Annotated in this window: 30 protein-coding genes, 1 tRNA gene, 1 pseudogene and 1 riboswitch; of the genes and pseudogenes, 14 read left to right on the top strand and 18 right to left on the bottom strand. The window is 59.9% G+C overall.

What is annotated here, in order from left to right; all coding sequences use genetic code 11:
- Positions 1-22: 22 nt before the first annotated feature.
- Together aceE and CGZ77_RS11700 are read right to left on the bottom strand one after the other, a co-directional pair.
- Complete coding sequence (gene aceE, locus CGZ77_RS11695; RefSeq protein ID WP_009425153.1) at positions 23-2,692, bottom strand: pyruvate dehydrogenase (acetyl-transferring), homodimeric type; 2,670 nt, start codon at positions 2,690-2,692, stop codon at positions 23-25.
- Positions 2,693-3,120: 428 nt separating this feature from the next.
- On the bottom strand, positions 3,121-3,756 hold the full coding sequence (locus CGZ77_RS11700; protein ID WP_009425150.1) for a Smr/MutS family protein: 636 nt from the start codon (positions 3,754-3,756) through the stop codon (positions 3,121-3,123).
- Between the two features lie 148 nt (positions 3,757-3,904).
- Here CGZ77_RS11700 and murI point away from each other — a divergent pair, with 148 nt between their 5' ends.
- From murI to CGZ77_RS12810, 4 genes and pseudogenes are all read left to right on the top strand, one after another.
- A complete protein-coding gene (murI, locus tag CGZ77_RS11705; protein ID WP_036495486.1) occupies positions 3,905-4,717 on the top strand; it encodes a glutamate racemase in 813 nt (270 codons plus the stop codon).
- Between the two features lie 141 nt (positions 4,718-4,858).
- Positions 4,859-4,934, top strand: a tRNA-Glu gene (locus CGZ77_RS11710).
- Positions 4,935-5,099: 165 nt separating this feature from the next.
- A pseudogene (locus CGZ77_RS12805) lies at positions 5,100-5,342 on the top strand (IS1595 family transposase); the annotation flags it as partial.
- A gap of 3 nt (positions 5,343-5,345) precedes the next feature.
- The gene (locus tag CGZ77_RS12810; RefSeq protein WP_369830588.1) at positions 5,346-5,513 is read left to right on the top strand and encodes a ComEA family DNA-binding protein; all 168 of its coding nucleotides are present in this window, start codon (positions 5,346-5,348) and stop codon (positions 5,511-5,513) included.
- Positions 5,514-5,630: 117 nt separating this feature from the next.
- Here the strand turns inward: CGZ77_RS12810 and CGZ77_RS11720 are convergent, their stop codons facing one another.
- Positions 5,631-6,488 carry an EamA family transporter gene (locus tag CGZ77_RS11720; protein WP_094031197.1) on the bottom strand — a complete coding sequence of 286 codons (858 nt, stop codon included), beginning with the start codon at positions 6,486-6,488 and terminating at the stop codon, positions 5,631-5,633.
- 119 nt (positions 6,489-6,607) lie between these two features.
- A complete protein-coding gene (locus CGZ77_RS11725; RefSeq protein ID WP_009426480.1) occupies positions 6,608-7,270 on the bottom strand; it encodes an NAD(P)H-dependent oxidoreductase in 663 nt (220 codons plus the stop codon).
- Between the two features lie 71 nt (positions 7,271-7,341).
- On the opposite strand from CGZ77_RS11725, the gene CGZ77_RS11730 reads away from it, so the two are divergent.
- Entirely contained in the window at positions 7,342-7,893 is a 552-nt protein-coding gene (locus CGZ77_RS11730; RefSeq protein WP_009426481.1) for a MarR family winged helix-turn-helix transcriptional regulator, read from the top strand.
- 282 nt (positions 7,894-8,175) lie between these two features.
- Here the strand turns inward: CGZ77_RS11730 and CGZ77_RS11735 are convergent, their stop codons facing one another.
- From CGZ77_RS11735 to CGZ77_RS11760, 6 genes are all read right to left on the bottom strand, one after another.
- On the bottom strand, positions 8,176-8,997 hold the full coding sequence (locus CGZ77_RS11735; RefSeq protein ID WP_009426482.1) for a symmetrical bis(5'-nucleosyl)-tetraphosphatase: 822 nt from the start codon (positions 8,995-8,997) through the stop codon (positions 8,176-8,178).
- 188 nt (positions 8,998-9,185) lie between these two features.
- Positions 9,186-9,653 carry a recombination regulator RecX gene (gene recX, locus CGZ77_RS11740; protein WP_009426483.1) on the bottom strand — a complete coding sequence of 156 codons (468 nt, stop codon included), beginning with the start codon at positions 9,651-9,653 and terminating at the stop codon, positions 9,186-9,188.
- 184 nt (positions 9,654-9,837) lie between these two features.
- Entirely contained in the window at positions 9,838-10,554 is a 717-nt protein-coding gene (locus CGZ77_RS11745) for a phosphoglycolate phosphatase (protein ID WP_009426484.1), read from the bottom strand.
- A gap of 258 nt (positions 10,555-10,812) precedes the next feature.
- Entirely contained in the window at positions 10,813-11,517 is a 705-nt protein-coding gene (locus tag CGZ77_RS11750; protein WP_009426486.1) for a 5'-methylthioadenosine/adenosylhomocysteine nucleosidase, read from the bottom strand.
- Positions 11,514-11,966 (bottom strand): S-ribosylhomocysteine lyase, encoded by a 453-nt coding sequence (locus tag CGZ77_RS11755; RefSeq protein WP_009426487.1) that lies wholly within the window; start codon positions 11,964-11,966, stop codon positions 11,514-11,516. The genes CGZ77_RS11750 and CGZ77_RS11755 overlap by 4 nt, the downstream gene beginning before the upstream one ends.
- Before the next feature lie 133 nt (positions 11,967-12,099).
- Positions 12,100-12,903: an RNA methyltransferase gene (locus CGZ77_RS11760; RefSeq protein WP_009426489.1), complete on the bottom strand. Its 804-nt coding sequence runs from the start codon at positions 12,901-12,903 to the stop codon at positions 12,100-12,102.
- 264 nt (positions 12,904-13,167) lie between these two features.
- Between CGZ77_RS11760 and CGZ77_RS11765 the strand changes: the two genes are divergently transcribed.
- Positions 13,168-13,965, top strand: a complete 798-nt coding sequence (locus CGZ77_RS11765; protein ID WP_009426491.1) for an inositol monophosphatase family protein — start codon at positions 13,168-13,170, stop codon at positions 13,963-13,965.
- Between the two features lie 121 nt (positions 13,966-14,086).
- Here CGZ77_RS11765 and CGZ77_RS11770 read toward each other — a convergent pair whose 3' ends face one another.
- The 7 genes from CGZ77_RS11770 to CGZ77_RS11800 form a co-directional block, all read right to left on the bottom strand.
- Positions 14,087-14,875, bottom strand: coding sequence for a thiazole synthase (locus tag CGZ77_RS11770; RefSeq protein WP_036496249.1), 789 nt, complete (start codon positions 14,873-14,875; stop codon positions 14,087-14,089).
- 40 nt (positions 14,876-14,915) lie between these two features.
- Positions 14,916-15,110, bottom strand: coding sequence for a sulfur carrier protein ThiS (gene thiS, locus CGZ77_RS11775; RefSeq protein ID WP_009426493.1), 195 nt, complete (start codon positions 15,108-15,110; stop codon positions 14,916-14,918).
- Positions 15,111-15,120: 10 nt separating this feature from the next.
- On the bottom strand, positions 15,121-15,699 hold the full coding sequence (locus CGZ77_RS11780) for a flavin reductase family protein (RefSeq protein ID WP_036496251.1): 579 nt from the start codon (positions 15,697-15,699) through the stop codon (positions 15,121-15,123).
- A 91-nt stretch (positions 15,700-15,790) separates the two neighbouring features.
- Positions 15,791-16,225 (bottom strand): DUF6636 domain-containing protein, encoded by a 435-nt coding sequence (locus CGZ77_RS11785; protein WP_009426495.1) that lies wholly within the window; start codon positions 16,223-16,225, stop codon positions 15,791-15,793.
- A gap of 75 nt (positions 16,226-16,300) precedes the next feature.
- Positions 16,301-16,915 carry a thiamine phosphate synthase gene (gene thiE, locus CGZ77_RS11790; RefSeq protein WP_009426496.1) on the bottom strand — a complete coding sequence of 205 codons (615 nt, stop codon included), beginning with the start codon at positions 16,913-16,915 and terminating at the stop codon, positions 16,301-16,303.
- Between the two features lie 50 nt (positions 16,916-16,965).
- On the bottom strand, positions 16,966-17,592 hold the full coding sequence (locus CGZ77_RS11795; RefSeq protein ID WP_009426497.1) for a nuclease-related domain-containing protein: 627 nt from the start codon (positions 17,590-17,592) through the stop codon (positions 16,966-16,968).
- 120 nt (positions 17,593-17,712) lie between these two features.
- Positions 17,713-18,831 (bottom strand): FAD-dependent oxidoreductase, encoded by a 1,119-nt coding sequence (locus tag CGZ77_RS11800; RefSeq protein ID WP_009426498.1) that lies wholly within the window; start codon positions 18,829-18,831, stop codon positions 17,713-17,715.
- 58 nt (positions 18,832-18,889) lie between these two features.
- Positions 18,890-19,002, bottom strand: a riboswitch (TPP riboswitch).
- A 193-nt stretch (positions 19,003-19,195) separates the two neighbouring features.
- Here CGZ77_RS11800 and CGZ77_RS11805 point away from each other — a divergent pair.
- From CGZ77_RS11805 to CGZ77_RS11825, 6 genes are all read left to right on the top strand, one after another.
- Entirely contained in the window at positions 19,196-19,618 is a 423-nt protein-coding gene (locus CGZ77_RS11805) for a PTS sugar transporter subunit IIA (RefSeq protein ID WP_009426500.1), read from the top strand.
- Positions 19,612-19,881: an HPr family phosphocarrier protein gene (locus CGZ77_RS11810; protein WP_009426501.1), complete on the top strand. Its 270-nt coding sequence runs from the start codon at positions 19,612-19,614 to the stop codon at positions 19,879-19,881. Before CGZ77_RS11805 ends, CGZ77_RS11810 begins: the two co-directional genes overlap by 7 nt.
- A 2-nt stretch (positions 19,882-19,883) precedes the next feature.
- Positions 19,884-21,635 (top strand): phosphoenolpyruvate--protein phosphotransferase, encoded by a 1,752-nt coding sequence (gene ptsP / locus CGZ77_RS11815; protein ID WP_094031198.1) that lies wholly within the window; start codon positions 19,884-19,886, stop codon positions 21,633-21,635.
- Positions 21,636-21,927: 292 nt separating this feature from the next.
- Positions 21,928-22,185: a hypothetical protein gene (locus CGZ77_RS11820; RefSeq protein ID WP_036496256.1), complete on the top strand. Its 258-nt coding sequence runs from the start codon at positions 21,928-21,930 to the stop codon at positions 22,183-22,185.
- Between the two features lie 87 nt (positions 22,186-22,272).
- Positions 22,273-22,374 carry a hypothetical protein gene (locus CGZ77_RS12815; RefSeq protein ID WP_369799227.1) on the top strand — a complete coding sequence of 34 codons (102 nt, stop codon included), beginning with the start codon at positions 22,273-22,275 and terminating at the stop codon, positions 22,372-22,374.
- Entirely contained in the window at positions 22,374-22,868 is a 495-nt protein-coding gene (locus tag CGZ77_RS11825) for a contact-dependent growth inhibition system immunity protein (RefSeq protein WP_009426506.1), read from the top strand. The genes CGZ77_RS12815 and CGZ77_RS11825 overlap by 1 nt, the downstream gene beginning before the upstream one ends.
- On the opposite strand, the gene CGZ77_RS12205 is transcribed toward CGZ77_RS11825, so the two are convergent.
- A complete protein-coding gene (locus CGZ77_RS12205) occupies positions 22,856-23,209 on the bottom strand; it encodes a hypothetical protein (protein ID WP_009426507.1) in 354 nt (117 codons plus the stop codon). The two genes, CGZ77_RS11825 and CGZ77_RS12205, sit on opposite strands and share 13 nt — an antisense overlap.
- Positions 23,210-23,697: 488 nt before the next feature.
- Here CGZ77_RS12205 and CGZ77_RS11835 point away from each other — a divergent pair, with 488 nt between their 5' ends.
- Together CGZ77_RS11835 and CGZ77_RS11840 are read left to right on the top strand one after the other, a co-directional pair.
- Positions 23,698-24,564 carry an alpha/beta fold hydrolase gene (locus CGZ77_RS11835; protein ID WP_009426510.1) on the top strand — a complete coding sequence of 289 codons (867 nt, stop codon included), beginning with the start codon at positions 23,698-23,700 and terminating at the stop codon, positions 24,562-24,564.
- Between the two features lie 68 nt (positions 24,565-24,632).
- Complete coding sequence (locus CGZ77_RS11840) at positions 24,633-25,412, top strand: hypothetical protein (RefSeq protein WP_009426511.1); 780 nt, start codon at positions 24,633-24,635, stop codon at positions 25,410-25,412.
- Positions 25,413-25,867: the final 455 nt, after the last annotated feature.

Consider the following 25,867-nt stretch of genomic DNA (forward strand, 5'->3'; position numbering starts at 1 on the left):
GAGGCCGTCTGAAAGCAGCCGTTTAGCGTTTCCAGCTGGGCGCTGTGTCGGTTTTGATGCCGTATTTCTCAATCGCCTGCTGTACGGTTTCTTTGCCGATTTTGCCTTGGTCGGCCAGTGCGCTGAGGGCGGTAACGGCTACGTTGTAGCGGTCTACCTCGAAGAAGGAGCGCAGGTTGGCGCGGCTGTCGGAGCGGCCGAAACCGTCGGTGCCCAGGACGTGGTAGTCGTTGGGGATGTAAGCGCGGATGCGGTCGGCGAAGCTGCGCACGTAGTCGGTGGCGGCGATAACCGGGCCGTCGTGTCCTTGCAGCTGGCTGGTGACAAACGGCAGTTTGTTTTCTTCCAGCGGGTGCAGGCGGTTGTAGCGTTCGACTTCGATGGCGTTGCGGTGCAGCAGGTTGAAGGACGGGCACGACCAGATGTCGGCATCGACGCCGAAGTCGTTTTTCAGCAGGTCGGCTGCGGCAATCACTTCCTGCAAAATGGTGCCCGAACCCATCAGCTGTACTTTTTTACCGCCGTTTTCGCCGGCTTTGAGCAGGTACATGCCTTTGAGGATTTCCTCTTCAATGCCTTCGCGCTGCGGTAGGGCGGGATGGGTGTAGTTTTCGTTCATCAGGGTGATGTAGAAGAAGACGTCTTCGTTATCGACGTACATTCTCTGCAAACCGCTGTGGACGATAACGGCCACTTCGTAAGAGAAAGTGGGATCGTAGCTGACGCAGTTGGGAATCAGGTCGGCCTGAATCTGGCTGTGGCCGTCTTCGTGTTGCAGGCCTTCGCCGTTGAGCGTGGTACGGCCTGCGGTGCCGCCCAAGAGGAAGCCGCGCGCGTGCATGTCGCCCGCCGCCCAGGCCAGGTCGCCGACGCGCTGGAAGCCGAACATGGAATAGTAGATGTAGAACGGAATCATGGCGAAGCGGCTGTTGGCGTAGCTGGTGGATGCGGCAATCCAGTCGGCCATCGCGCCCGGTTCGTTGATGCCTTCCTGCAGGATTTGACCGTCTACGCTCTCTTTATAGAACATGAGCTGGTCTTTGTCCTGCGGGGTGTACTGCTGGCCTTTGGGGTTCCAGATGCCGTATTGGCGGAACATGCCTTCCATGCCGAAGGTGCGGCTTTCGTCGGGAACGATGGGGACGATGCGCCGGCCGATCTGTTTGTCTTTCAACAAGGTAGCCAGCACGCGCACGAAGGCCATGGTGGTGGAGAATTCGCGGTCGCCGCTCGATTGCAGCTGGGCGTCGAAATCGCTTAGTGCAGGAATCGGCAGGGCTTCGTTGTTGGGGTTGCGCTGGGGCAGGTAGCCGCCAAGGGCGTTGCGGCGCTCGCGCAGGTATTTCATTTCTTCGCTGTCTTCGGGGAAGCGGAAGTAGGGCAGATCGCCGCTGTCAATCTGCTCGTCGGTTACCGGAATGCCGAAGCGGTCGCGGAACTGTTTGAGCGATTTGACGTCCATTTTTTTGGCTTGGTGGGCGATGTTCTGGCCTTCGCCGGACTGTCCCATACCGTAGCCTTTGATGGTTTTGGCCAGAATGACGGTGGGGCGGCCGCCGGCGTTGTTCACCGCTTCGTAGTAGGCGGCATATACTTTGTGCGGGTCGTGGCCGCCGCGGTTCAGTGCCCATACTTCCTCGTCGGACATGTTGGCAACCATGGCTTTGAGTTCGGGCGTATTGAAGAAGTGCTCGCGGACGTAGGCGCCGTCTTTGGATTTATAGGTCTGATAGTCGCCATCGAGACATTCGTTCATGCGGTTTTTCAGAGCGTTGCTGGTATCGCGTGCCAAGAGGGCGTCCCAGCGGCTGCCCCAAATGACTTTCAGCACGTTCCAGCCGGCGCCGCGGAAGTTGCCTTCCAATTCCTGAATGATTTTGCCGTTGCCGCGTACCGGGCCGTCGAGGCGTTGCAGGTTGCAGTTAATGACGAAAATCAGGTTGTCCAAGCCTTCGCGGGCGGCCAATGCAATCGCACCCTGGCTTTCGGGTTCGTCCATTTCGCCGTCGCCGCAGAAACACCAAACTTTGCGACCTTTGGTTTTGGCCAAGCCGCGCGATTCGAGGTATTTCAGGAAACGCGCCTGATAAATCGCCATCAGAGGGCCAAGACCCATGGATACGGTGGGGAACTGCCAGAAGTCGGGCAGAAGATGCGGGTGCGGGTAGGAAGGCAGGCCGTTGCCGCCGACTTCCTGACGGAAATTGTCGAGCTGCTCGTCGGTCAGACGGCCTTCGACATAAGCGCGGGCATAAAGGCCGGGAGCGGAGTGGCCTTGGGCAAAAACCAAATCGCCTTCTTCGCCGTCGCCTTTGGCGCGCCAGAAGTGGTTGAAGCCGACGTCGTACAGCGTGGCGGCCGATTGGAAGGAAGCAATGTGGCCGCCCAGTTCCAAATCTTTTTTACCGGCACGCAGCACCATGGCGGCGGCGTTCCAGCGGATGATCGAACGGATGCGGTGTTCCAGCTCGTGGTTGCCGGGCGACTTCTGCTCTTTGCCCACCGGGATGGTGTTCAGATAGGCGGTGGTCGCGTCAAACGGCATATGGATGCCGCGGCGGCGGGTGTATTTCACCAGATTTTCCAGCAGGAAGTGGGCGCGGTCGGTGCCTTCGTTTTCGAGCACGGAGCTGAGCGCATCCAGCCATTCCTGCGTTTCAATCGGATCGATGTCGTTGATTTGGTTGGACATAGATTATCCCTTCAGTTGAGAGTTATGGAACACGGCAAAAGCCGCACCGTTTGGTTCTGCCGGAAGGAGGCCGTCTGAAAAGGCGGCTGCCCTCCGCTGATAGACGCGCCCCGTCCGGATCCTGCTCCGAAGCGCTTTTTGCGGGCACATTTTAGCCGCGAAATGCTATCAGTTATCCCCCGTGCTTGCAAATCGCCGAACGGCTTTTTTGCGCGGAATCAAAAAACCGCCGGCCTTTCCGGCGGGCGATTTTTCGTTTGTGAAAAACAAAAGCGGCAATGCCGTCTGAAAAATGTTCGGATAAAATCAAAAACAACAGAAACGGAAAAATACCCGCAGCGGATAAGAACGGTTTTCAGACGGCCTCAAATAAGTTAAAAACGGTAAAGGCAGCACGGCGGTTTCGTGCCCGCAAGGGCAGGCACGGCTCAGAAGTTTTTTGCGTCCTCCCCTTCCCTGCGCTGCCGTTTGAGCAGAATCAGCACCGCGCCATCGTTGTTTTGGTGCGGTTCGGCGTAGGCCAGAACGTCGGGGTGCATCATCAGCCAGCGGCGCACGAGGTTTTTCAGTTTCGGCTGATAACCTACCGAACCTAACCCGCTGCCGTGGACGATTTCGCCGCACACGCCGCGCCGCTGCACGAAAACGATAAATTCGTTCAACACCTGCTGCGCTTCTTCCTGCGTGTAGCCGTGCAGATCGACATCGGCGACAATCGTGTAATAACCGCTCTGCAAACGCTTGATATCGGCTTGGCCGCGGCCGTTTTTGCTGAATTGTGCGGGTACGTCCAGCCATTGCCCGTCGCCGACGTAAAAATAGTTTTCCGCCTCCTCTTCCCGCACATCGCGGCTGCGCGGGCGGATGGGCGACAAATCGCGCGGCGGCTCGTAGCGCTGCGTGCTTTTCAGGGGCTTCACATCGCCCATCAGGGCGGCGAAATCGGGTTCTTCCCGCGCCTGCCGCGCCGTTTCGCGCTGCCGCTCCTGTGCGGCCTGCGCTTCTTGTTTCGCCTGTTTGCCGAGGTTTTTCATCAGCTCTTGGAAATCGGTTTTTCCGTTCATATTCTGTATGTGTCCTTACGTGATGCGGTTGCAGGCGCGGGAGCCTACCGCCGCGGCGCTGCGCCGTCAAATGCCGCGGCCGTTCGGTTTCTTCCCCACAGCGTGTAGAATGCGCGTTTTTCGTTTTCAGACGGCCTCAGAAGCAATTATGGATACAGTCAGACAGCGCCCCATCGGAGTGTTCGATTCGGGAGTGGGCGGCCTTACCAACGTGCGTGCCCTGATGGAGCGCCTGCCGATGGAAAACATCGTCTATTTCGGCGACACCGCCCGCGTACCCTACGGCGTCAAATCCCGCGCCACCATCGAAAACTTCACCGCGCAAATCGTCGGCTTCATGCTCGAACACGACGTCAAAGCCCTCGTTATCGCCTGCAACACCATCGCCGCTGTGGCCGGCCACAAAGTGCGGCAGATGGCGGGCAATATGCCCGTACTCGACGTGATTAGCGCCGGCGCACAGGCTGCCCTGCAGGTCACCCGCAACAACCACATCGGCGTACTGGCCACCAACACCACCGTCAACAGCAACGCCTACGCCCGCGAAATCCACCGCCACCGCCCCGAAGCACGCGTCCAGTCGCAGGCCTGCCCGCTGTTTGTGCCGCTGGTAGAAGAAGGCTGGCTCGACCACGAAGTCACCCGCCTCACCGCCCGCGAATACCTCAAACCGCTCCTAGCCGAAGACGCGGACACGCTGGTGCTCGGCTGCACGCACTACCCGCTGCTCAAACCCCTGCTGCACCGCGAAGCGCCGCACCTGCAACTGGTCGACTCCGCCGTCACCACCGCCGAAGCCGTTGCCCGCGCCCTGCAGGAAAAAGACCTGCTTAACGACGGCAGCGGCGGCGCGGCTGACTACCGTTTCTACGTCAGCGACATCCCGCTGCGCTTCCAAACCATAGGCGAACGTTTTTTGGGACGCAGCCTGCAGCAGATAGAAATGGTGACGCTGGGCTGACGCGGTGCATCGCGGGCAGCATCAGGCCGTCTGAAAACGGAGCTTCAACGAAGTTAAAGCATCCGGATACATAAAACTTTCAGACGGCCTTTCTCTTGACCGCCGCGGCCTTGTTCCGTATAGTGCGCGCCTTCCCGCAACGCGCCCATCGTCTAGAGGCCTAGGACACTGCCCTTTCACGGCGGCAACCGGGGTTCGAATCCCCGTGGGCGTGCCAATATTTGCAAAAAGGACTTTCGGATTTGCTCTGAAAGTCCTTTTTTCTTAGTCAAACCTTCAATCCGGTTATACCAAGGCCGTCTGAAACATGATTCAGACGGTCTCTTCGTGTCACATATTCTTTGTGGCTGTACTAGATAAGCAGTCATGTCAGACTGAAAAAATGAAGATAACCCGTTGTAAACTAAAAAAGAGTATTCAAAAGAAACTGCTTCAGTTTTTTGTACTCGAAGTTACTGCCCGTTCAGCAGCTGATTTATTGGGCATCCACCCTAATTCGGCAGTGCTGTTTTACCGCAAGATTCGCGAAGTCATCAGCCATCATCTTTCACTGGAAGCCGATACGGTTTTTGACGGCTCAATTGAGTTGGACGAGAGTTATTTTGGCGGACCGGCCAAAGCCCAGGCCATTGCCGACTACCGTAAGGAAAACGGTGATTTCAAATCGGTTGAGGATTTGAAAAAGGTCAAAGGCATCGGCGAGGGTATCTTCGGCAAGCTCAAGGATGAGGCTACCGTCGGTTCCGCACCCAATGCCAAAGCAGCCAAACCCGCCGCACCTGCCGCCAAAAAGTAGACGGGAAAACCCGTATCCGCAGCCGCCGGGAGCTTCACTGCCGGCGGCTTTGCCTTGGGTGGAAGCCCTCCGGCACTGCGCGGGAGAATGTCGCCTTAAAAATGCAGAACGGACCGCTCAGCCTGCGCGCAGGGATCTTTGGATGCCGAAAATCGAGAGTAGGGACAGTAGAAAACCGAAGAGGGATTTCATATCTATGCCTTGGCTGAGAAACAGCCAGCCCAGTATGAAGGCACATACCGGGCTGAGCAGTCCCAGCGATGAAGCCACTGCGGGCGGTAATTTGGTAATGCCACGGAAAAACAGCGCGTAGGCAAATACTGCACCAAAAAGACTCAGATAGACGAAGCCACCGATATTTTTTGCCGTCAGCGTGGCGGGCGCTGTTTCCAGCGCGAGTGTAAACGGCAGGATAAACAGACCGCCGAACAAAAGCTGCCAGCCGGTAAATGCCAGCGCGGGCAGTTTGATGCGCCAGTGTTTTGACAGGTACACGCCCAAGGACATCGATGCCGCTCCGGTCAGTGCTGCCGCGATACCCAAGCCGTCAAAGGCGGCCTGTGGAGAAAGCACCATCAGCGCGATGCCCGCCACGCCTGCTGCCGCCCAAGCCCAAGCAGCTTTGGGCGGCATGGTTTTGCCGATGAGCCAAGTCAGGAACAGCACCATCAGCGTCTGTGTCGCGCTGAGCGTGGCTGCCAGTCCGCCGGGCAGACGGTAGGCGGCCACAAACAACATGGCCTGAAACAGGCCGATATTGAGTACACCCAGCAGCACGGTTTTTGCCCATTCGCCCCGTGCCGGTGCACGGCGCGACAAGGCAATCAGCAGCAATCCGGCCGGCAGTACGCGGACAAACGCGGCGGTAAACGGAATGCCGGCAGGTAGAAATTCGGTGGTCACCAGATAAGTGCTGCCCCAAATCAACGGGGCAAGTGCGGTAACTAACAGATCGCGGGTACGGAAGGCATGCATGGCGGTTTCTCTGATGTTGTGTATTTGAATGTCGGCACAATACGGCGGACAAGGCCGTCTGAAAGTGGAGCAAAACGGAAACCTGCCTTTCAGACGGCCTGATTCTGTTGCGAACTCCCTTATTCTATCCACCGCACCACATCTTCGGCCGCGCGGCGGGTTTTTTCGCGCGGTTCGGCGGCACGGTAGCCGAAAGCGGCCATCACAGCGGCTTGAAACTCGTCGGGATTTATCAACCCGTTTTCCGCCAGCAGGTTGTTGGTGCGGCGCATATCGAAACCTTCGATCGGCGTGGAATCGATGCCGATCAGCGCGGCGGCGCTCATCATGTTGGCCAATGCGATGTAGCACTGCTTCGCCGCCCAGTCGTCGAAAGCGCGCGGGTTTTCGTACAGCGCGAAATCGTGTTCGGCAAAATTTTTAAAAAAGCCTTCGCGTTGGACAACGGTTTCAGACGGCATTCCGTGCACGCCGCCCCACATTTCGCGGCGGTAATCTGAGCGCATGGCGGCTTCTTTGCGCGAGAGTAAAACGACAAAATGGCTGCAATCGGCGATTTTTTCCGCTGCGCCCCATGCGGTGTCGCGTAGGGCTTCGCGCAGGGCGGGGTTTTGGATGACCAAAAACCGCCAAGGTTCCAAGCCGAACGAGCTGGGCGACAGGCGGGCGGCTTCGAGGATAAAGTCAAAATCCTCCGCACTGATTTTCTTGGTAGTGTCGTATTTTTTGCAGGCATGACGGAAGAGAAAGGCATTTAAAACGGCGGATTTTTCGACAAACATCGGTATGCTCCTGTGAGTTATCTTGAATACGAGATAAATTATAGTGCCGTTTGTCTTTGTGTCAAGATAAAATGGCGGCCTGTTTGACAGGTTTTCAGGAGCAGAATGTGGCTAAGACCAAAGATGCGGTGGATGAAATCGCCGCCCAATGGCGCAGAGAGTTGCCCGATTTGGAAGCGGAAAACATGATACTGATAGGCCGTCTGAAACGCTGCGCCGCGCTGGCCGAGAGCGAATTGGACAAAGTGTTTGCCGCGCACGGCTTGGGCGGCGGGCTGTTTGACGTACTTGCCGCCCTGCGCCGCAGCGGTGCGCCCTACACGCTCACGCCTACGGAGCTTTATTCCTCGCTGATGGTTACGTCGGGCACGATGAGCACGCGGCTGAAAAAGCTTGAAGCCGAAGGCTGGATCGAGCGTCTGCCCAACCCGCAGGACGCGCGCAGTATGCTGGTGCGCCTCACCGACAGCGGCAAAACCCTGGTTGAGAAGGCTGTGTATCCGCACGTTGCCAACGAAAAACGCCTGCTCGACAAGCTCGACGGCGAAACGCGCCTGATATTGGAGCGCGGTTTGGCCGCGCTGCTGCGGGCTTGGGAGGGCGGGACGGATGAGGCCGTCTAAAAGATCGGCCGCAACGGAGTGAAAATAGGCTGTGCAGACGAAAAAGGCCGTCTGAAAGCATGGAAACGCTTTCAGACGGCCTTTGCATGGCGACCCCGTGTTTTGCCTGCTGTTCTGTTACCGTGTTCCGAATGAGGGAGGCCGCTCCCGCCTTCGCGGGAATGACGTTTCTGAAAGCTGTTTTGACTTTGCAGACGGAAAAGGCCGTCTGAAACGGTAATCAAGCCGTCTGAAAGCGTCTCTGTACTTTCAGACGGCCTCTTGCCGCATCCGGCGGCGGGCTTACAGGCTCAGGCGGCCGTGTGCGGCTTCCTGCGTGATGCTGTGGTCGGCGAGGTTGGCGGCGGTGAGGCAGCCGCCCCAGAGGGCGCCGGTGTCGAGGGCGAGGACGTTTTTTTCGGGGTCGTCGATGAGGCCGAGTGCCGACCAGTGGCCGAAGACGACGGTTTTTTCGGGGCGGGGACGGTGGGGGGCGTCGAACCAGGCGCAGAGGTTGGGGGGGAGGTCGGCGAGGGTGCTTTTGAAGTCGAAGTCGAGGCTGCCGTCGGCGTTGAGGGCGCGCATGCGGGTGAAGGCGTTGGTGATGAAGCGCAGGCGGTCGCTGCCTTCGAGGCTGTCGTGCCAGACGGCGGGACGGTTGCCGTACATGGCGGCGAAGAAGGCGGCGGGGTGTGCGCCGCCGAGGTGGCGTTCCACTTCGGCGGCGTAGGCGGCGGCTTGGGGTATCGTCCATTGCGGCAGCAGGCCGGCGTGGGTCATGAGGTGGGTGTCGGTTTGCAGCAGCAGGGGGCGGCTGCGCAGCCAGTCGCGCATTTTGGCGGCGTGTTTGTGGCGGATAATGGCATCGAGGGTGTCGCTGCGTTTGCTGCGGCTTTGGCCGTAGAGGACGGCGAGCAGGTGGAGGTCGTGGTTGCCGAGCACGATTTGCACGCTGCTTTCGTGCTTCATGCAGAATTTGAGGGCTTCGAGGGATTTGGGGCCGCGGTTGACGATGTCGCCGGTGAGCCAGAGGGTGTCGCGGCCGTGGTTGAAATCTATTTTGGCGAGGAGGGCGGCCAGTTCGTCGAAACAGCCCTGGATGTCGCCGATTGCGTAGTGTGCCATGGGGTTTGCCTTGTTTTCGGTTTCAGACGGCCTTTGCCGTGCGCCGCCGTGTCTTTAATGTGTTTTCGGGTTGTACCCTTACCGGCACGCGGCGGATAGGCCGTTTGCGCTTTCGTGAAAACAACGTTTCCGAAAGCACGGTTGCGCGTTTTCATTTCGTCGGCGCTTTGCTTTCAGACGGCCTGCCGTCATTCGCCGTCCCATTCGTCGCGCCAATCCGCCCAGGCTTGGCGCAGGGCGAGGCGGACGGTGTCGCCGTCGAAGCCGCGGTAGGCGAGAAAGCGCATCTGCTTTTGTTTTTCCGCGTAGTCCTGCGGCGGGGCTTTGAATTTTTTCTGCACGGCGGCCACGGCGGCGGCGAGTTCCTGTTCCGCGTCGGGCAGGAGGGCGCGGACGGTGTCGCGGTCTATGCCCTGCTGTTCGAGGTCGCGGCGCAGGCGCAGGCTGCCGTGTTTTTGGCTTTTGCTGTGGATGTAGGCTTCGGCGTAACGCTCGTCCGACTGCCAGCCGCGTTCGGCCATTTCGTTTAAGACGGCCTCCAACTCTTCTTCGCTTTGGGCATACGGGGCGAGTTTGCGTTTGAGGGCGGCGCGGCCGGTTTCGCTGCGGGCGAGGATGTCGAGGGCGCGGGCGCGCAGGGATTTTTGCGGTTTCATCGGTTTCAGACGGCCTCGGGGGAGGGCGGTTTGGGCCAGGGATTTGCGTCGGAAAATCTCTAATGCCGTCATTCCCGCGCAGGCGGGAATCTTATTTCGGACTCGGTATCTGATTGTTTTTCAAAAATTGTCGAATATCTGCCAGGATTCCCGCCTGCGCGGGAATGACGTCCGGCAGACGGCCTCAGGTGTTTTCGGGGTCTTGCGTTTTCTGCGGCCGCAGGTGTTCGTAGATTTCGGGCAGGGAGCGGATCAGCCAGTCGGGGCGGGTGGCGGGGTTTTGCGAGAGCAGGGTCATGTCGCCGTAGCCGTAGGTGACGCCGACGGCGGTGCAGCCGGCGGCTTTGGCGGCGAGGATGTCGTTGCGCGAGTCGCCGACCATAATCATGTTGGCATGGTCGACGCCCAACACTTGCGCGGCGTGCAGCAGCGGCGCGGGCGAGGGTTTTTTTTCGGGCAGGCTGTCGCCGCCGAGGATGAGGCTGAAATAGTCGGCCAGACCGAGTTCGCGCAGCAGCTTCACGGCCAGCATTTCGCTTTTGTTGGTGACAACGGCCAGCGGGATGCCGAGGGATTTGAGCAGGCCGAGACCGGCTTCGACGTCGGGGTAGGGGCGGGTGGCGTCGGCGATATGCCCGGCGTAGTGGCGCACGAAGAGGGTGAAGCCTTCTTCCCATTGCGCGGGCTCGGCCCGGCCGTGGAAGTCGGCGGTGAGGGCGCGGTGGACGAGGGAGGCGATGCCGTCGCCGACGTAGCTTTCGATGGTTGCCTGCGGCAGCGGACTCAGGCCGAGGGCTTGGCGCATGGCGTTGGCGGCGGCGGCGAGGTCGGGGATGGAGTCGCAGAGCGTGCCGTCGAGATCGAAGGCGGCGGCTTGGACGTGGTCGATAGCGGGCTGCATGGGGCTTCCTTTTTTGGGGATTGAGGCCGTCTGAACACGCTTTCCGTTTTTCAGACGGCCTCGGGGGCGTAATCCGAATGGGACGCGTGCGTCGCGGGGCGACACAGCCTACGGGGTTTCTGAGGCCGTCTGAAAGGAACGGTTTTGGATTTCAGACGGCCTCGGGAGCGTAATCCGCATGGGGCGCGTGCGTCGCTTAGCGACACACCCTACGGGAGGCCGTCTGAAAGTGAGGCAGGCTTTCAGACGGCCTGTGGTTTACAGGGCGGCGATCATGCGGCCGACCATTTCCGCCGAGTGGACGGCGGCGGTTTCTAAAAACTGCTCGAAGCTGACGTCGGCTTTTTCGTCGGCAGAGTCGGACAGGGCGCGGATAACGACGAAGGGGACGCCGAGTTGTGCACAGGTTTGGGCGATGGCGGCGGCTTCCATTTCCACGGCCTGCACGGCGGGGAAGTCGGCACGGATGGCGGCGGCGGCTTCGGCACTGTGGACGAATTGGTCGCCGCTGGCAATCAGGCCGCGTGTGACGGCGGCGTGCGGGAAGGCTTCGGCGGCTTTTTCGGCGGCGGAGATCAGGGCGGCGTCGGCGGCGAAGGTCGGGGGAAGCTGCGGCACTTGGCCGGGGGCGTAGCCGAAGGCGGTGGCGTCGACGTCGTGGTGGACGGTTTCGCTGCCGATCACGACGTCGCCGACTTTCAGGCCGCTGCCGAGGCCGCCCGCGCTGCCGGTGTTGATGACGCAGTCGGGGGCGAATTTGAGGACGGCGGCGGCGGCGGCGGCGGCGGCGTTGGCTTTGCCGATGCCGCTGAGGGTGAGGACGATGCGTTTGCCGTGCATCTCGCCCGTGTGGATTTCAAACGCGCCGAAGCGGTGGCTTTCGCGGCCGTTCAGACGGCCTTTGAGCAGCTCGATTTCGGGCGGCATCGCGCCGATAACGGCGATGGTGCGCATTTGTGTCATGCGAACACCTCTTCCCATTCTCCGCGTTTGTCGAGCAGGTAGCGGGCGATTTTCTGCGCGCCTTCGAGGCTGTGGCTGGCCGCCCAGCCGCATTGGACGACGTTGCAGGCGGGCACTTCTGTGGCGGCGGTGACGTCGTGCAGGGTTTTTTCGATTAAGTCGAGGGCGTCGCGGTATTCGGGCAGGTTGAGCAGGGTGATGTAAAAGCCGGTTTGGCAGCCCATCGGGCTGATGTCCACAATCTTGTCGGAATGGTTGCGCGAGAGTTCGGCCATCAGGTGTTCGAGGGAATGCAGGGAGGGCATGTCCATGTGGTCTTGGTTGGGCTGGCAGACGCGCAGGTCGTATTTGTAGATGATGTCGCCGTGGTCGCCGTCGGTGATGCAGGCGAGGCGCACATAGGGGGCTTTGACTTTGGTGTGGTCGAGGTTGAAGCTCTCGACGTTCATTTTCTTTTCGGCGGTGATGGTGTTCACGGCGGCTGTCCTCAATGTTGGAAAGGCGCGGATTATAACGCAGGCAAAAGGCCGTCTGAACAGCCTACAGGTTTTTCAGACGGCCTTTTGCCTTATCCGGATGGGTTTATTTTCCGTCGAGGCGTTTTCTGACGGTGTTGAAGAAGCCGCGCAAAAGGTCGATGTCTTCGGTTTCGGGATGGGCGCGGGCAAAGAGGTTGTGCAGGCGGCGGATAATGCGTTCGCCGTTGCGGCGGTTGAAGAAGCCGATGCCGTCCATCAATTCGGCCATGTGGGCGCTCATGCCCGCAACCTGCGCGTGCGATGCGGGGTGTTTGGGCGGGACGAGGTGGGAGAGGTCGGCGTCGGTTTGGCTGTAGATTTCGTAGGAAACGACCTGCACGGCCTGGGCGAGGTTGAGGGAGAAATAGGCGGGGTTGCCGCTGATGGTCATCAGGCGGTTGCAGCTTTGCACTTCTTCGATGCTCAGGCCGAAGGTTTCGTTGCCGAAGACGAGGGCGGTTTGTTGTCCGGCGCGGGCGCTTTGCAGGATTTCGGGGGTGAGCTGGCGCGGGGTTTGCAGCGGGGCGGTGAGCTCGCGTTTGCGGCTGGTGAGGGCGCAGCTGACAACGGTGTCGGCGAGGGCTTCGTCCAGCGTGGCGGCGATGCGGGCGGCGTCGAGGACGTCGGCAGCGCCGGAGGCGAGGATGCGGCTTTCTTCGGGCAGAACGAAATCCTGCGGCTTTTGCGGGTCGAAAACGGGCGGCTCGGGGGTCATGGGCGTGGCCATGAGATTGGGGGCGACGAGGACGAGGCGGGTCAGCCCCATGGTTTTCATGGCGCGGGCGGCCGAGCCGATATTGGCGGGATGGCTGGTGCGGGTGAGGACGACGCTGATGTTGTCGAGATAGGCGGGGGCGGCGGGAGTCATGGTGGCTGGTGTCCGGTCGGGATGGGTTTCAGACGGCCTTCTGCCTGCCTGAGGCCGTCTGAAAACAAAAACAGGCGCCCGGTTTGGCAAACAAACCGCCGTAGCCTGCTCTGTCTGTATTGCGTATAATCCGCCGCTTTTCGCGGCTGCGGAAAAAGGCGCGCATTTTCACACAAAACCGCCGCCGCCCGCAAAGATACGTTCTTTCACAACCCTAGATTTGCCGTTTTCAGACGGCCTTTTCCCCTCCACCGAAGGAAAGCCATGAACCCCGTCCTCAACACCGCCTTCAAAGCCGCCCGCAAAGCGGGCGACATGATGATACGCGCCTCCAAAGACCTCGGCCGCGTCAAAGCCGAGAGCAAAGCCTTCAACGACTTCGTTTCCGACATCGACAAAACCGCCGAAAGCATCATCGTCGAAACCCTGCTCGAAGCCTATCCCCAGCACAAAATCACCGCCGAAGAAGGCGGCAGCCTCGGCAACCCCAAAGCCGAATACGAATGGATCATCGACCCGCTCGACGGCACGACCAACTATCTGCACGGCCATCCGCAATACGCCGTTTCCATGGCGCTGCTCTACAAAGGCCAGATACAGGAAGCCCTGGTTTACGCGCCCGAGCGCAACGACCTCTACATGGCCTCGCGCGGCAAAGGCGCGCTGCTCAACGACCGCCGCATCCGCGTGTCCAACCGCATCGAACTCAACCAATGCCTGATCGGCACGGGCTTTCCCGTTGTCGACCAAAGCATCGCCGACACTTACCTCGCCATCCTGAAAGACATCATGGCCAAAACCGCAGGCGCGCGCCGCGAAGGCGCGGCCTCGCTGGATTTGTGCTCGCTGGCCGCCGGACGCTTCGACGCCTTTTTCGAGTTCAACCTCAAACCGTGGGACATCGCCGCCGGCGCGCTGATCGCCAAAGAAGCGGGCGCCATCGTCACCGATACCGAGGGCGAACAAAACTGGCTCGAAAGCGGCAACATCGTTGCCGGCAATCCGAAAGTGCTGGCGCAGCTCTTGCAGATTATCGGCAACCACACGCAGAAGGCCGTCTGAAAGAAGTAAAGTTCCAATGAAACGGGAAAACGGCGGCATCCGTCTGTTTTACCGTCATAAAAGGCCGTCTGAAAACGGGTTTTCCCGCTTTCAGACGGCCTTTTTGTTCAGACGGCCTCTTCTAATATTCCGCAGAATGCCAAAACGGCTGCCCCACCGTCGGCGTACTCGCCTGCGCCTGTTCGCGCGGCGGCACGGGGTCGGACTCGAACGCGGTGCGGCCTGCTTCCACCGCCAGCGCAAACGCCCGCGCCATGTCCGCGGGGCTGCCCGCTCGGGAAACCGCCGTGTTGAGCAGCACGCCGTCGTAGCCCCACTCCATCACCTGCGCCGCCTGCGAGGGCAGCCCCAGCCCCGCATCGACAATCAGCGGCGTGTCGGGCAGACGCTCGCGCAACACGCGCAGGGCGTAGGCGTGCACCGCGCCCAAGCCCGTGCCGATGGGCGCCGCCCACGGCATCAGCGCTTCGCAGCCCGCATCGAGCAGTCGGCGGCAGGCAATCAGGTCTTCCGTGCAGTAGGGCAGCACTTTGAAGCCGTCTGAAATCAGGATTTTCGCCGCTTCGACCAGTTGGAACACATCGGGCTGAAGCGTGTCGTCGTCGCCGATCAGCTCCAATTTAACCCAATCGGTTTCAAACACTTCGCGCGCCATCTGCGCCGTGGTAACGGCCTCCCGCACGCTCTGGCAGCCTGCGGTGTTGGGCAGCACGGGAATGCCGGTTTGCCGCAAAAGTTCCCAAAAACCCTGCCCGTGCGAGCCGTCGGCACTTTGCGCGCGGCGCAGGGCGACGGTAATCATCGCGGGTGCGGCGGCCGCGACGGATTGACGCAGGATTTCGGGGCTGGGATAGGCGGCCGTGCCGAGCAAGAGGCGCGAGGGGAAGGCTTGGCCGTAGAGTGTGAGCATGGTTTCTTCCTTTATATTTGTATTGTTTTTTTCAAACGGCCTATCCGCCGACAACGGGGCGCACGATGTCGATACGGTCGTTTTCTTTTAACGCGGTATCGGCATAGGCCGGTTTGGGTACGAACACGGTGTTCACCGCCGCGGCAAAAGGCGTTGGCGGCGCGGTCTCGGCAATCAGGTCGGCAAGGGTTCGACCTTGCAGCGCAAAGTCCTCTCCGTTGAGCAAAACGTTCATTCAGACGGCCTCACTCTTTGTCGTAGCCTGCCACGGTCAGCGGCGCGCCGATGGTATAGAAATGGCCGCCGGCCACATAATGCAGCGTGCGCCATTCGTCGCCGGCGGTTTCAAAGTGCCAATGGCCGTCGAACACGGCATCGTCCGCCCACGCCGCAAGCACTTCGCCGACAAACAAATCATGCTCCTGTTGCATGGTTTCGTTGGGCATGACGCGGCACAACAGCCAGCCCGCGCAGCCTTCGATAAGGGGCACGGGGCAGCCTTCGGGCTTAAACGTTTTTGCGCCGCTCTCTTCGATTTTGCGCGGATTGTCGCGCCCGCTGCTGCTGCCGAGTTTCAACACCGTTTCGGCCTGGCGGACAACGGGGATTTGCAGCGCAAACAGGCCGTTTTGCTCAATCAGCGAGCGCGTGAATGCGGCTTTGTCGAGCACCACGCTCACTTTGGGCTTGGGCATATAGTCCACCGCGCAAGCCCAGGCGGCGGCCATCGCGTTGGCGCGGCCTTGCGCTTCGGCCGACACCAATACGGTCGCGCCGATGTTGAGCAGGAGGTAGCATTTTTCGAGGGGGACGGGGCGGATCATTTTGGGTTTCCTGTGGACAATGGTTTCAGACGGCCTGTGTGTTTTGAGGCTGCTCCCGCCTTTGCGGGAATGACGTTTCTGAAAGCAGGTTTTAAAACAGACGCTGCCGCTTACGGTTAATATCGAAACCATGGCCGCTTTGGTTTTTGCACATCATGCCGCTTGGGCGGCCGGTGCACTGCCAGCCTTGGCCGCGTATGGTTTGGCCGTATCGGAGCACGCGGCTGTCTGCCAGCGCGACGGTGTCGCCGTGGCAATAGACTTCGGCGCGGCCTTTGGCACCGAGGGCGAAGCCGTCGCCCCAGTCGAGGTCGCAGTCGTCGGGGCGTTTTTGCGCGGGGCGGATGTTTTCGCGGTGGCCGCGGATTTCGCAGCTGACACCGGCGCTGACTTTGCCGCTGTCGATGTCGCGGTAGTCGCCCATGCAGTGGATGTTGCCGCCGGGGCTGCGGAAAGCCACACCGGATTTGGCTTGGGCGGCGCAGGAGATGGCGAGGGCTGCAAGGAACAGGATTTTGCGTTTCATGGTTTTCCTTTATGAGTTGGGATGGAAAGCGGGACTGCAACGCAGTGAAAACGGAAAGGGCTGTTTCAGACGGCCTCAATCCCACAAGGCGCGGAAGGATTGTACAACGGCTTCGGGATCGGCCGCTTCGGTAACGGCGCGGACAACCGCCAGCGACGATACGCCCGTTGCCAGCACCGCCGCCGCGTTGCCCAAATCAATGCCGCCGATGGCAACCACGGGCGTATTGCCGGCCTGCTTCACATATTCGCGCAGCTTGTCCAAGCCCTGCGGCGCGGTGGGCATCTGCTTGGTGGCGGTGGGAAAAATCGCGCCGCTGGCGACATAGCTCGGATTTACCGACAAGGCGCGGTCAAGTTCGGCCGTCGAATGCGTGCTCAAACCGAGCCGCAGCCCTGCGGCGGCGATGGCGGACAAATCGGCGCCGTCCATATCCTCCTGCCCCAAATGCACGCCGTATGCGCCCGCCGCTATCGCTTCGCGCCAATGGTCGTTGATAAAAAGCTGCGTTCTGCTGCCTTCGCAGGCGGCAACACAGCGCGTGATTTCGCGGCGCAGCGCCTCGCCCGACAGGGTTTTGCAGCGAAGCTGCACCGTATCCGCCCCTGCCTTCACCATGCGGACAACCCGGTCGGCATCGGGCACGACGGCGTAGAACTTGAGCGGGGATTTGAGCGGCGGGAAAGTCATGGCGTGTTCCTGTTAAAGATACTCGGATGTTTCAGACGGCCTGTGCCGTTTCAATGCCGGTGTCGCTCGCGCAGACGGGCGGTATGCTCGCGCAGTTTTTCCTTATCTGCCCGATATTCGTCGGACGACAATAAGGCGATAACAGCGTGGATTTGGCCTTCGTCCAGCAAAGCCGTCTGAAAACTTTTGATGTATTTTGCCGCACTCCGCAATCGGCAGACATTGGGCGGCATTTCGGTTTTGAACTCGCAGTCGCCGAGAAACGCCGCCAACGAATGGAATTTGCTTTCGGGCAGATTCAACAATGCGGCCAATGCTTTGATATGGGCATAATTTTGCCGCAGCGGATTTTGGAAATAATGCTTTTCTTTGTAAACAACCTGCGTCCAACGCGCTTGTTTTTCACCGCCAAAAATCCAGCCTGTATAGTTTTTGGTTTCGACAACAAAGATGCCGTATTTTGAAATATAAATATGGTCGATTTGGGTCGTGCCGTTGCGGGAAGGAATAATCAAATCATGAAATTCCGTGTACACACCGTCGTCCAGTTCGTCATTCAGGCGCGAACGCACGGCTGTCTCTCCCATTCTGCCTTTAACCGAGGGGTTGCGTAAAAACGCACCCAGCAGAGATACGGCCATTGCCAAAACCAGCAGCCAAATTAAATTGTCCATCATGTTTCCCTTTTGTTTCACTAAATCCAAATGCTTTTACGGTGCACGCTGCGGTGCGCACGCCCTGTCCGAAACCTTCAAAAGGCCGTCTGAACCTCTTTTTTTCAGACGGCCTCACCGCTTTCAGACGGCCTCTGCCGTATCGATATACGCCAGCCCGCTTTCGACATCGCTCTCAGGCACGCGGCCGCCGCCGATGAGTGCTTCGGCCAGCCGCACGGCGGCGGCGGCAACGGCGGGGGCGATCATAAAGCCGTGGCGGTAGAGGCCGTTGGTTTCGATGGTGCGGGTTTGCGCGTTGTAGCGGATTTCGGGGTTGTGGTGGTCGAGCGCGGGGCGCAGGCCGCTTTGGATTTGCAGGATTTGCGCTTCGCCGAATGCGGGGTGCACGGCGTACAGGGCAGAGAGCAGTTCCAAACCCGAGCGCACGCTCGCGGGCGCGGTGCTTTCGCTTTCGATTTGGGTGGCGCCGACGACAAACAGGCTGTCGGGCTTGGGCGCGATATAAATCGGATAACGCGGATGCAGCAGGCGCACGGGGCGGCGCAGCGAAACTTCGGGCGCATACACGCGCAGGACTTCGCCGCGTATGCCGCGCAGGCGGCTTGACGGGCTTTCAGACGGCCTGTTCCAAGTGTGTTTCGCGCCGATGCCGCGGCAGTCGACAATCAGGCCGTATTTGCCGCTTTGGCGCAGGGCGTCGGGCGAGGATTCGGTGTGCCACAGGGTTTCGACGTTTAATCCGTCCAAACGCCCGGCCAGCGCGGCGAGGATTTGGCGGTTGTCGAGCTGGCCTTCGGCGGGCAGGAAGAGGCCGTCTGAAAAGCGTCCCGCAAGCTGCGGCTCGTGTTCGGCGATGTCCTGCGCATTCCAGCGTACGCTCTCGGCACGGGCGCGCGCCAGTTGCCGTTCAAACTGCACGGCCAGCGGCCGCTCCTGTGCGTGCCACACAATCAGGCTGCCGTTTTGCTGCATGAACACGGGTTGGCCTGCGTCGTTCAGACGGCCTGCGATGTCGCGCCAAAGCGGTATGCTTTTTTTGCCGAGCAAAACGGTTTCGGGCGTGGCATCGGCCGCTTCGGCGGCGGGCGCGAGCATGGCGGCGGCGATGTGGGCGGCGGCTTCTTCGCCTGCACGGCTGCCTTTGTCGATCAGGGTAACGCGGTGTCCGCGTTCGGCAAGCATCATGGCGGCAAGCCGGCCGCAGAGGCCGCCGCCGAGTATGGCGGTGTCGGTTTTCATGGTGTTTTTCGGAAAAAGGGGGAAGGGCAGGGGAGGACTGCGCAAGAGTGCCGGAAACGGCGGTTGACGGCTTGAATCCCTACGCAGGCATAACCCCGACAGGTTCGACGGATTCCGCAGAGGCGGTCTCAGCACCCGATACATTCGGCGGGGGCACTCCGACAAGACGGGCGCGAGTTTACACAAGGCAACGCAATTTGGCAAAAGGACACCAGGCCGTCTGAAAGCCGTCCGACTGGTTTCAGACGGCCTCTTCCCGCCCGCGGGATACCGCTTTCACATATAATGCTGTTTTTTACACAACAAGGCCGTCTGAAAGCCAAGCTCCTGCGAAGCGAAACAGGACGGCAGAACAGAACACACCATGATAGGCATAGTTATCGTCACCCACGAAAGCCTCGGCCGCGCCTACGCGCAACTGGCGCGCCACTTTTTTTCCGCCGTGCCCGAACACATCCGCATCCTCGGCGTCGAGCCCGACGAAGACCACGATGCGGTGATCCGCCGCACGCAGCAGGCCGTTGCAGAATCCTCGGCGCAGGCGGCGCACGGCGTTTTGGTGCTGGCCGACATCTTCGGCGCCACACCGTGCAACGCCGCCCGCCGCCTCGTCGTGCCCGAAAAAGTGGCCATCCTCACCGGCCTCAACGCCCCCATGCTGGTGAAGGCCGCGCAGTATTCCGCCGCCGCCGAAGATCTGGCGGCCTTTACCGAAGCCGTGCGGGAAGCCGCTGTCGGCGGCATCATCGCCGTCACCCGTCCGCCCGAAGGAGAAAACCCGTGCTGAAACAAGACATCGAAATCATCAACAAACTCGGCCTGCACGCCCGTGCGTCGAGCAAATTCGTTCAGACGGCCTCGCCGTTTGCCTGCGAAGTCTGGGTAACGCGCAACGGGCAGCGCGTCAACGGCAAAAGCATTATGGGACTGATGATGCTCGCCGCCGCCAAAGGCAGTACGGTAACGCTGGAAACCGACGGCGCCGACGAAGCGGCCGCCATGCAGGCGCTCACCGCGCTGATTAACGACTACTTCGGCGAAGGAGAATAAACATGGGCATCGTGCTGCACGGCGTGGCGGCGGGCAAAGGCATCGCCATCGGCCGCGCCCATCTGGTGGTGCGCGGACACGAAGAAGTGCCGCAATACGATTTGGCGGAAAACGAAGTGTGCGCCGAAGTGGCCCGCTACGAGGCCGCCGTGAAAACCACCCGCCGCCAGCTAGAACAAATCCGCAGCGCCATCCCCGAAAATGCCCCCACCGAACTGGGCGCCTTCATCTCGCTGCACCTGATGCTGCTCACCGACGTCACCCTGTCGCGCGAACCGGCCGACATCATCGAAGAGCAGAAAATCAACGCCGAATGGGCGCTGAAAATCCAAACCGACCGCCTGTCCGCCCAGTTTGACGCCATCGGCGACGAATACCTGCGCGAGCGCAAACAGGACATGCTGCAAGTGGCCGAGCGCATCCACAACAACCTCATCGGCACAGGCAACGAGCTCAACCTCGACGCCAACCTCCTCGACGACACCATCATCATCGCCCACGACCTCTCGCCTGCCGACACCGTCCAATTCAAAGAACAGCGCGTTACCGCCTTCGTCACCGACGCCGGCGGCCCCACCAGCCACACCGCCATCCTCGGCCGCAGCCTCGACATCCCCTCCGTTATCGGCCTGCGCCAGGCACGCAGCCTCATCAGCGAACACGAATGGGTCATTGTCGACGGCATCAACGGCATCGTCATCATCAACCCCGACGACATCGTCACCGCCGAATACCGCCGCCGCCTGCGCGCCTACAAAAACAAACAGCGCGAACTGAGCAAACTCAAAAAAACCGCCGCCACCACCGCCGACGGCACCCAAATCGAACTTCTGGCCAACATCGAAAGCACCGAAGACGTCAAAGCCATGCACGCCCTCGGCGGCGACGGCGTCGGCCTCTTCCGCAGCGAATACCTCTACCTCAACCGCGACACCCTGCCCGACGAAGAAGAACAGTTTGCCGTGTATTCCGCCATCGTCAAAAAACTCAAAGGCAAACCCCTCACCATCCGCACCGTCGATCTGGGCGTCGACAAAAACCCGCGCTGGTTCGGCCAAAACGGCACGCCCAACGGCAGCCTCAACCCCGCCCTCGGCCTCACCGGCATCCGCCTGTGTCTGGCCGAACCCGTCATGTTCCGCACCCAGATGCGCGCCATCCTGCGCGCCGCCGCCCTCGGCCCCGTCAAAATCATGTGGCCGATGATAGGCTCGCTGGCCGAACTCAAACAATGCCACGTCCACCTCGAAACCGCCCGCCGCCAACTGGCCGAACGCGGCGAAACCTTCGGCAGCGTGCAGACCGGCTGCATGATCGAAATCCCCTCCGCCGCCCTCACCGTATCCAGCCTGCTCAAACACACCGACTTCATCTCCATCGGCACCAACGACCTCATCCAATACACCCTCTCCGTCGACCGCGGCGACGACGCCGTCAGCCACCTCTACCAGCCCGCCCACCCCGCCGTTTTGCGCCTGCTCGCCCACATCCTGCGCACCGCCCAACGCATGAACAAACCCGTCTCCCTCTGCGGCGAAATGGCCGGCGACACCCTCTACACCCGCCTTCTGCTCGGCATGGGTCTGCGCGGCTTCTCCATGAATACCAACAACCTCCTGGCCGTGAAAGACATCGTCATCCACAGCCACATCGACCGCCTCGAACAAGACATCCTGCGCATCCTGCGCAACGAAGACCCCGACAAAACCGACAAACTGCTCAAACAACTCAACGGACAGGAAGAGGCCGTCTGAAACCCCGTCTGCGGTTTTCAGACGGCCTTAAAACGCCCTGCGACGCACGTTTCATGCCACTTGCGGGCACCCCCCCGCCGAAAGGCCGTCTGAACAGCCGCTACAACGGAGTATACAGACCGTCGTGCCGTTTCAGACGGCCTTAAACCCCGTAGGGCGCGCCGCACGCGGTTCATGCCGCCACGGACGAAGGCCGTCTGAAAGACCGGAAAAGGCCGCCCCATTTCGCGGAATGACGTTTCTGAAAGCGCCGCTTCAACGAAGTTCAAAACCAAAAAACCGAAATCCCGCCATGCCCAAACGCCCCCGCCAACCCGTCTTTCCGCCGCCGCTGTTCCCCGCCGTGCTCCGTGCCGACGATGCCCTGTTGCGCCGCATCGCCGCCACCGCCGACAGCGGCGCGGAAGCCGAACGGCACTACGCCGCCCTGCGCCAAACCGTGCGCGAACAAAACGGCTTTCTTACCCACCAACAGGGCCACTACCCCGCCGGTGCCGTCGAACCGGCCGCCGAAAACGCCGCAGACCCCGCCGCCTTCGTGCTGGGCTAGCTCATCATCATCCAAAGCGAAGCCGCCTACGCTCTTCGCTACCTTCAACAACAGCGTCCAAGCACTCGGCAAAGTCAGTAGCATCCAATGCATCACCCTTTCTCCAAAGAGCAATGGCAGCAAATCAACAAAGCGATAGAATATGGGAAGACTCATAATATTAATGTTAAAGTAACGGAGATTAAATAATGGAAAACAAGCTCGAAAATCAATATTTTGCAAGTTTATATGCAAATGAAAAAGCGTTCGTCGTGCAAACGCAATCTGGATTTAGATTGTTAATGTTAGACACCTTATTCCCACCTCATATTTTACTTCCGGATATTGATAACAATCTGCTTGGGCAAGCTGTTTTTAAGGCATTAAAAAATAGTCGAACTTTTAAATATGGGAGTGAAGAATATAAAAATTTTTTCGAACCAAAACAAAGAGTTCAACGCTATAACCAATGGGTTGATCATGTACGAGAAACACTGGGATATAAAACCAAATCAGCTCTTTTTAGAAAAATGATGATGTGCAGCATTAACATGAATAGCAAGGAAATTGTAATTTCCCCCAACAAACATATCAGATCAGATGCGTGGGAAGGTATTGATGAAAAAGATATAATTATGCCCGCTGACAGCAACTGCTTGGAAATTGGACTAGGAGTAAAACAAGCTCTAAGTTATTGTAAGTAGAGATATAGTGGTACATAGTCTTGTTTCCACAACATACTTTTAGTAGCCGATGTCTCAAAAGCAACAACGGACAGCAGGATGCCGTCCTGTTGTCTGCCGAAGCCGGTTTCGGCTTTAAATCCGCCGGCAAAGAGTAAAACCAAAACTACCGCCAAAGCCGGCAAAGCAGCCTGAAAGCCGGCAGCGACATCGTCGTCCAAGGCGGCAGCCTCGAGGCATGCGACAGCATCCGTCTCGATTCTGCACGCAGCATTCTGCTGCAATCCGTCCAAATCATCGGCAACACCGTCGGCCACGGCAAAAATAAAAACAAAAACGCAGCCGACCAAACCGTTACCCACTTTATATGTTTACCGCCGCCTTAGCCTATGCCAACAGCGGCTTCGCTGCCGACATCCAAGCCGACGAATCCGCTTTGTATAGTGAGCCAAAATAGAAAAGATACAAGGCAGCAAGCCGCAGACAGTATGGGTAATACGGCAAGGCGCAGCAACGCCGTATATTTTTTATAAATTTCTTAAAGTACCGTCAAACCCAAAGCAGCCAGAAAGAAATACGCTCTTTGAGGTGTTGCAGCAAACGGGAGAGGGAATTCTGTTGCCGACAGGCTTCAGACGGCCTTAAAGGAAACATCCCGTAGGTCAGATACCCGTATCCGACATTTTCAGGCCGTCTGAAACCGCCAATCCCGCCGCGTACCAAACTCTCCCTGCGCCCCAATTGCGGGAAGAGGGTAGGTGGCATTTGCAGAACTACGTTTTGCCGATGTCCTGAAAGTGTTGTCCGAAAGTGCAAAAGGCCGTCTGAAACCCGCAAGAAAGGACAAACCATGCACAGCCAGGGAAGCCCCGAATACATCCCCGTCGACGGCGCGCGCTGTCTGTTTGCCCAAGTGCTGCCCGCCGAACAGGACAGCGGCACGCTGGTGGTGTTTGAAAGCGGCGGCGCGTCCACCCGCTCGATTTGGGCGCCGGTGCAGGCGCAGACCGCCGCCTTCGCCCGCGCCGTCGTTTACGACCGCGCCGGACTCGGCCGCTCCGACCCCGACCCGCACGGCCGCACCCTTGCGCGCATGGCCGCCGATCTCAACCGCCTGCTCGATTATTTCGCCGCGCCCTGCTGCATACTCGTCGGCCACAGCGCCGGCGGCGCCATCGTCCGCCTGGCCGCCGCCGAGCGTCCCGAACGCATCACCGGCCTAGTGCTGGCCGACCCCGCCGACGAAGCCGACGACACCCTGTTTTCCCCCGCCTTCCGCCGCGCCGAGCGCATCGGCATCGCCGCCCACCGCCTGCTCGCCCATGCCCGCCTGCTGCCGCTGCTCTACCGCCGCCTGCTCGCCGCCCTGCCCGCCGATGCCTCCGCCGATTTGCGCCGCGACGGCATGACGCCCGCCGTGTTCCGCACCTGCGCCGAGCAGTCGCGCACCTTTCTCGACGAACTCTACGCATGGCGGCGCAACCCGCCCGACACCGGCGCCATCCCGCTGACCATCGTCTCCGGCGCCCTGCCCGGCAGCGGTATCAGCCGCAAAGCGCGCGCGCACCTAAACGCACTGCACGAACAACGCGCCCGCGCCGCGCCGCACGGACGCCACATTACCGCCCCGCATTCCGGCCACTACGTGCCGCTGGACGACGCCGAACTGCTGGCAGCGGAAATCCGCCGCTTGGCCGTGGCGGATAAGGACGTCTGAAAGCGGGCAATCTGCCGCGCACCTGACTCCTTCCCCCGAGAACCCCCAAAACGCCTGCAAGTCCAACCATGTCCGCCGCCGACCTCCCCGCCCTAATCGAAGAAGCCTACCGCCTGTTCGCCACCTGCCGCGCCGCCTTCCCGCTGGCTATTTGCGGCTGCCCCTGCTGCTCGCCCCAAGATTTCCAGCGCGAACTACTGAGCTTTCCCCTGCGGCAAATCCCCGAAGACTGTCTGCAAACCTATCTCGGCAGCGTTCCTTCGGACTACGAAGCTGCCACCGCCCGAGACATGAAATACTTTCTGCCGCGCATACTCGATGGCATCGCACGCGGCGAAGACATCCCCAGTCTGGAAGAAATGCAGCTCGACAAACTGCGCTGCGACCTGTCCGAAGTCTGGTCGGCTGCCGAATCGGACTTTATGCACCGCTTCGCCCGCGCTTGGTTTGCCCGCCGGCTCACCGCACCCGACGGCAACCCCGCCGCCGCGCTGCTGATGTTCCACTACGCCGATTTGGACATCACCGCCGAACTGCTCGACATCTGGACGCAGCACGCCGACCGCCTGCCCGCTCTTGCCGCCTTTGTCGAAACGTGGACGGCGCTGCCCGTCGGCAGCAAAAAATGGCGGCAGGATTTTTATCTGCCCGCCGGCCGCCGCCAAGATCCTGCGGTCTTCAACCAAGCCTTCGAGGAATGGTTCGCCCGACCCGCTACCCGCGCCGCCTTCCATGCCGCCCTTGAAACCGCGCTGCTGGCAGGAAGCGTTCCCGGCGACGAAGTGCCGCTGTGGGAATGCTGCTACGATGGTCTCGAAAGCAGCCTGAAAGTATCAAAGGCCGTCTGAAAACGTCAAACCCGCCGCGTACCAAACTCCCTCCCCTGCGCCCTAAGCGCGGGGGAGGGCAGGGGTGGGGGTGGCAGTTCGCAGAACTGCTTTTATTTCCGCCCCGCAAAGTTTTCGCAACGGCCGACGCTTCCGCCCTGTACAACACGACTTTCTCCGCAAGCGTGAGAGGAAACTCTTTCGGCCGACGGGTTTCAGACGGCCTTAACGGCGGTCTGGAAAAAAGAGGAGCCGCAGTTAAGATATAGTGAGCCAAAATAAAAAATATACGGCGTTGCTGCGCCTTGCCGTATTACCCATACTGTCTGCGGCTTGCTGCCTTGTATCTTTTCTATTTTGGCTCACTATAGTTAAACAAAACAAAAAGTATATAATTCTCTCCCTTAACTCCACACCTTACCCGTTCCCGTTTTATGGCCTACTCTATCGATTTCCGTCAAAAAGCATTAAACAAC

This window comes from Neisseria sp. KEM232, from assembly GCF_002237445.1.
Lineage (GTDB): Bacteria > Pseudomonadota > Gammaproteobacteria > Burkholderiales > Neisseriaceae > Neisseria.

What these genes read in the sequence shown, in the direction of transcription:
- aceE (WP_009425153.1), bottom strand. Translation starts at nt 2,692, where the DNA reads ATGTCCAACCAAATCAACGACATCGATCCGATTGAAACGCAGGAATGG.
- CGZ77_RS11700 (WP_009425150.1), bottom strand. Translation starts at nt 3,756, where the DNA reads ATGAACGGAAAAACCGATTTCCAAGAGCTGATGAAAAACCTCGGCAAA.
- murI (WP_036495486.1), top strand. Translation starts at nt 3,905, where the DNA reads ATGGATACAGTCAGACAGCGCCCCATCGGAGTGTTCGATTCGGGAGTG.
- CGZ77_RS11720 (WP_094031197.1), bottom strand. Translation starts at nt 6,488, where the DNA reads ATGCATGCCTTCCGTACCCGCGATCTGTTAGTTACCGCACTTGCCCCG.
- CGZ77_RS11725 (WP_009426480.1), bottom strand. Translation starts at nt 7,270, where the DNA reads ATGTTTGTCGAAAAATCCGCCGTTTTAAATGCCTTTCTCTTCCGTCAT.
- CGZ77_RS11730 (WP_009426481.1), top strand. Translation starts at nt 7,342, where the DNA reads ATGGCGGCCTGTTTGACAGGTTTTCAGGAGCAGAATGTGGCTAAGACC.
- CGZ77_RS11735 (WP_009426482.1), bottom strand. Translation starts at nt 8,997, where the DNA reads ATGGCACACTACGCAATCGGCGACATCCAGGGCTGTTTCGACGAACTG.
- recX (WP_009426483.1), bottom strand. Translation starts at nt 9,653, where the DNA reads ATGAAACCGCAAAAATCCCTGCGCGCCCGCGCCCTCGACATCCTCGCC.
- CGZ77_RS11745 (WP_009426484.1), bottom strand. Translation starts at nt 10,554, where the DNA reads ATGCAGCCCGCTATCGACCACGTCCAAGCCGCCGCCTTCGATCTCGAC.
- CGZ77_RS11750 (WP_009426486.1), bottom strand. Translation starts at nt 11,517, where the DNA reads ATGACACAAATGCGCACCATCGCCGTTATCGGCGCGATGCCGCCCGAA.
- CGZ77_RS11755 (WP_009426487.1), bottom strand. Translation starts at nt 11,966, where the DNA reads ATGAACGTCGAGAGCTTCAACCTCGACCACACCAAAGTCAAAGCCCCC.
- CGZ77_RS11760 (WP_009426489.1), bottom strand. Translation starts at nt 12,903, where the DNA reads ATGACTCCCGCCGCCCCCGCCTATCTCGACAACATCAGCGTCGTCCTC.
- CGZ77_RS11765 (WP_009426491.1), top strand. Translation starts at nt 13,168, where the DNA reads ATGAACCCCGTCCTCAACACCGCCTTCAAAGCCGCCCGCAAAGCGGGC.
- CGZ77_RS11770 (WP_036496249.1), bottom strand. Translation starts at nt 14,875, where the DNA reads ATGCTCACACTCTACGGCCAAGCCTTCCCCTCGCGCCTCTTGCTCGGC.
- thiS (WP_009426493.1), bottom strand. Translation starts at nt 15,110, where the DNA reads ATGAACGTTTTGCTCAACGGAGAGGACTTTGCGCTGCAAGGTCGAACC.
- CGZ77_RS11780 (WP_036496251.1), bottom strand. Translation starts at nt 15,699, where the DNA reads ATGATCCGCCCCGTCCCCCTCGAAAAATGCTACCTCCTGCTCAACATC.
- CGZ77_RS11785 (WP_009426495.1), bottom strand. Translation starts at nt 16,225, where the DNA reads ATGAAACGCAAAATCCTGTTCCTTGCAGCCCTCGCCATCTCCTGCGCC.
- thiE (WP_009426496.1), bottom strand. Translation starts at nt 16,915, where the DNA reads ATGACTTTCCCGCCGCTCAAATCCCCGCTCAAGTTCTACGCCGTCGTG.
- CGZ77_RS11795 (WP_009426497.1), bottom strand. Translation starts at nt 17,592, where the DNA reads ATGATGGACAATTTAATTTGGCTGCTGGTTTTGGCAATGGCCGTATCT.
- CGZ77_RS11800 (WP_009426498.1), bottom strand. Translation starts at nt 18,831, where the DNA reads ATGAAAACCGACACCGCCATACTCGGCGGCGGCCTCTGCGGCCGGCTT.
- CGZ77_RS11805 (WP_009426500.1), top strand. Translation starts at nt 19,196, where the DNA reads ATGATAGGCATAGTTATCGTCACCCACGAAAGCCTCGGCCGCGCCTAC.
- ptsP (WP_094031198.1), top strand. Translation starts at nt 19,884, where the DNA reads ATGGGCATCGTGCTGCACGGCGTGGCGGCGGGCAAAGGCATCGCCATC.
- CGZ77_RS11820 (WP_036496256.1), top strand. Translation starts at nt 21,928, where the DNA reads ATGCCCAAACGCCCCCGCCAACCCGTCTTTCCGCCGCCGCTGTTCCCC.
- CGZ77_RS12815 (WP_369799227.1), top strand. Translation starts at nt 22,273, where the DNA reads ATGCATCACCCTTTCTCCAAAGAGCAATGGCAGCAAATCAACAAAGCG.
- CGZ77_RS11825 (WP_009426506.1), top strand. Translation starts at nt 22,374, where the DNA reads ATGGAAAACAAGCTCGAAAATCAATATTTTGCAAGTTTATATGCAAAT.
- CGZ77_RS11835 (WP_009426510.1), top strand. Translation starts at nt 23,698, where the DNA reads ATGCACAGCCAGGGAAGCCCCGAATACATCCCCGTCGACGGCGCGCGC.
- CGZ77_RS11840 (WP_009426511.1), top strand. Translation starts at nt 24,633, where the DNA reads ATGTCCGCCGCCGACCTCCCCGCCCTAATCGAAGAAGCCTACCGCCTG.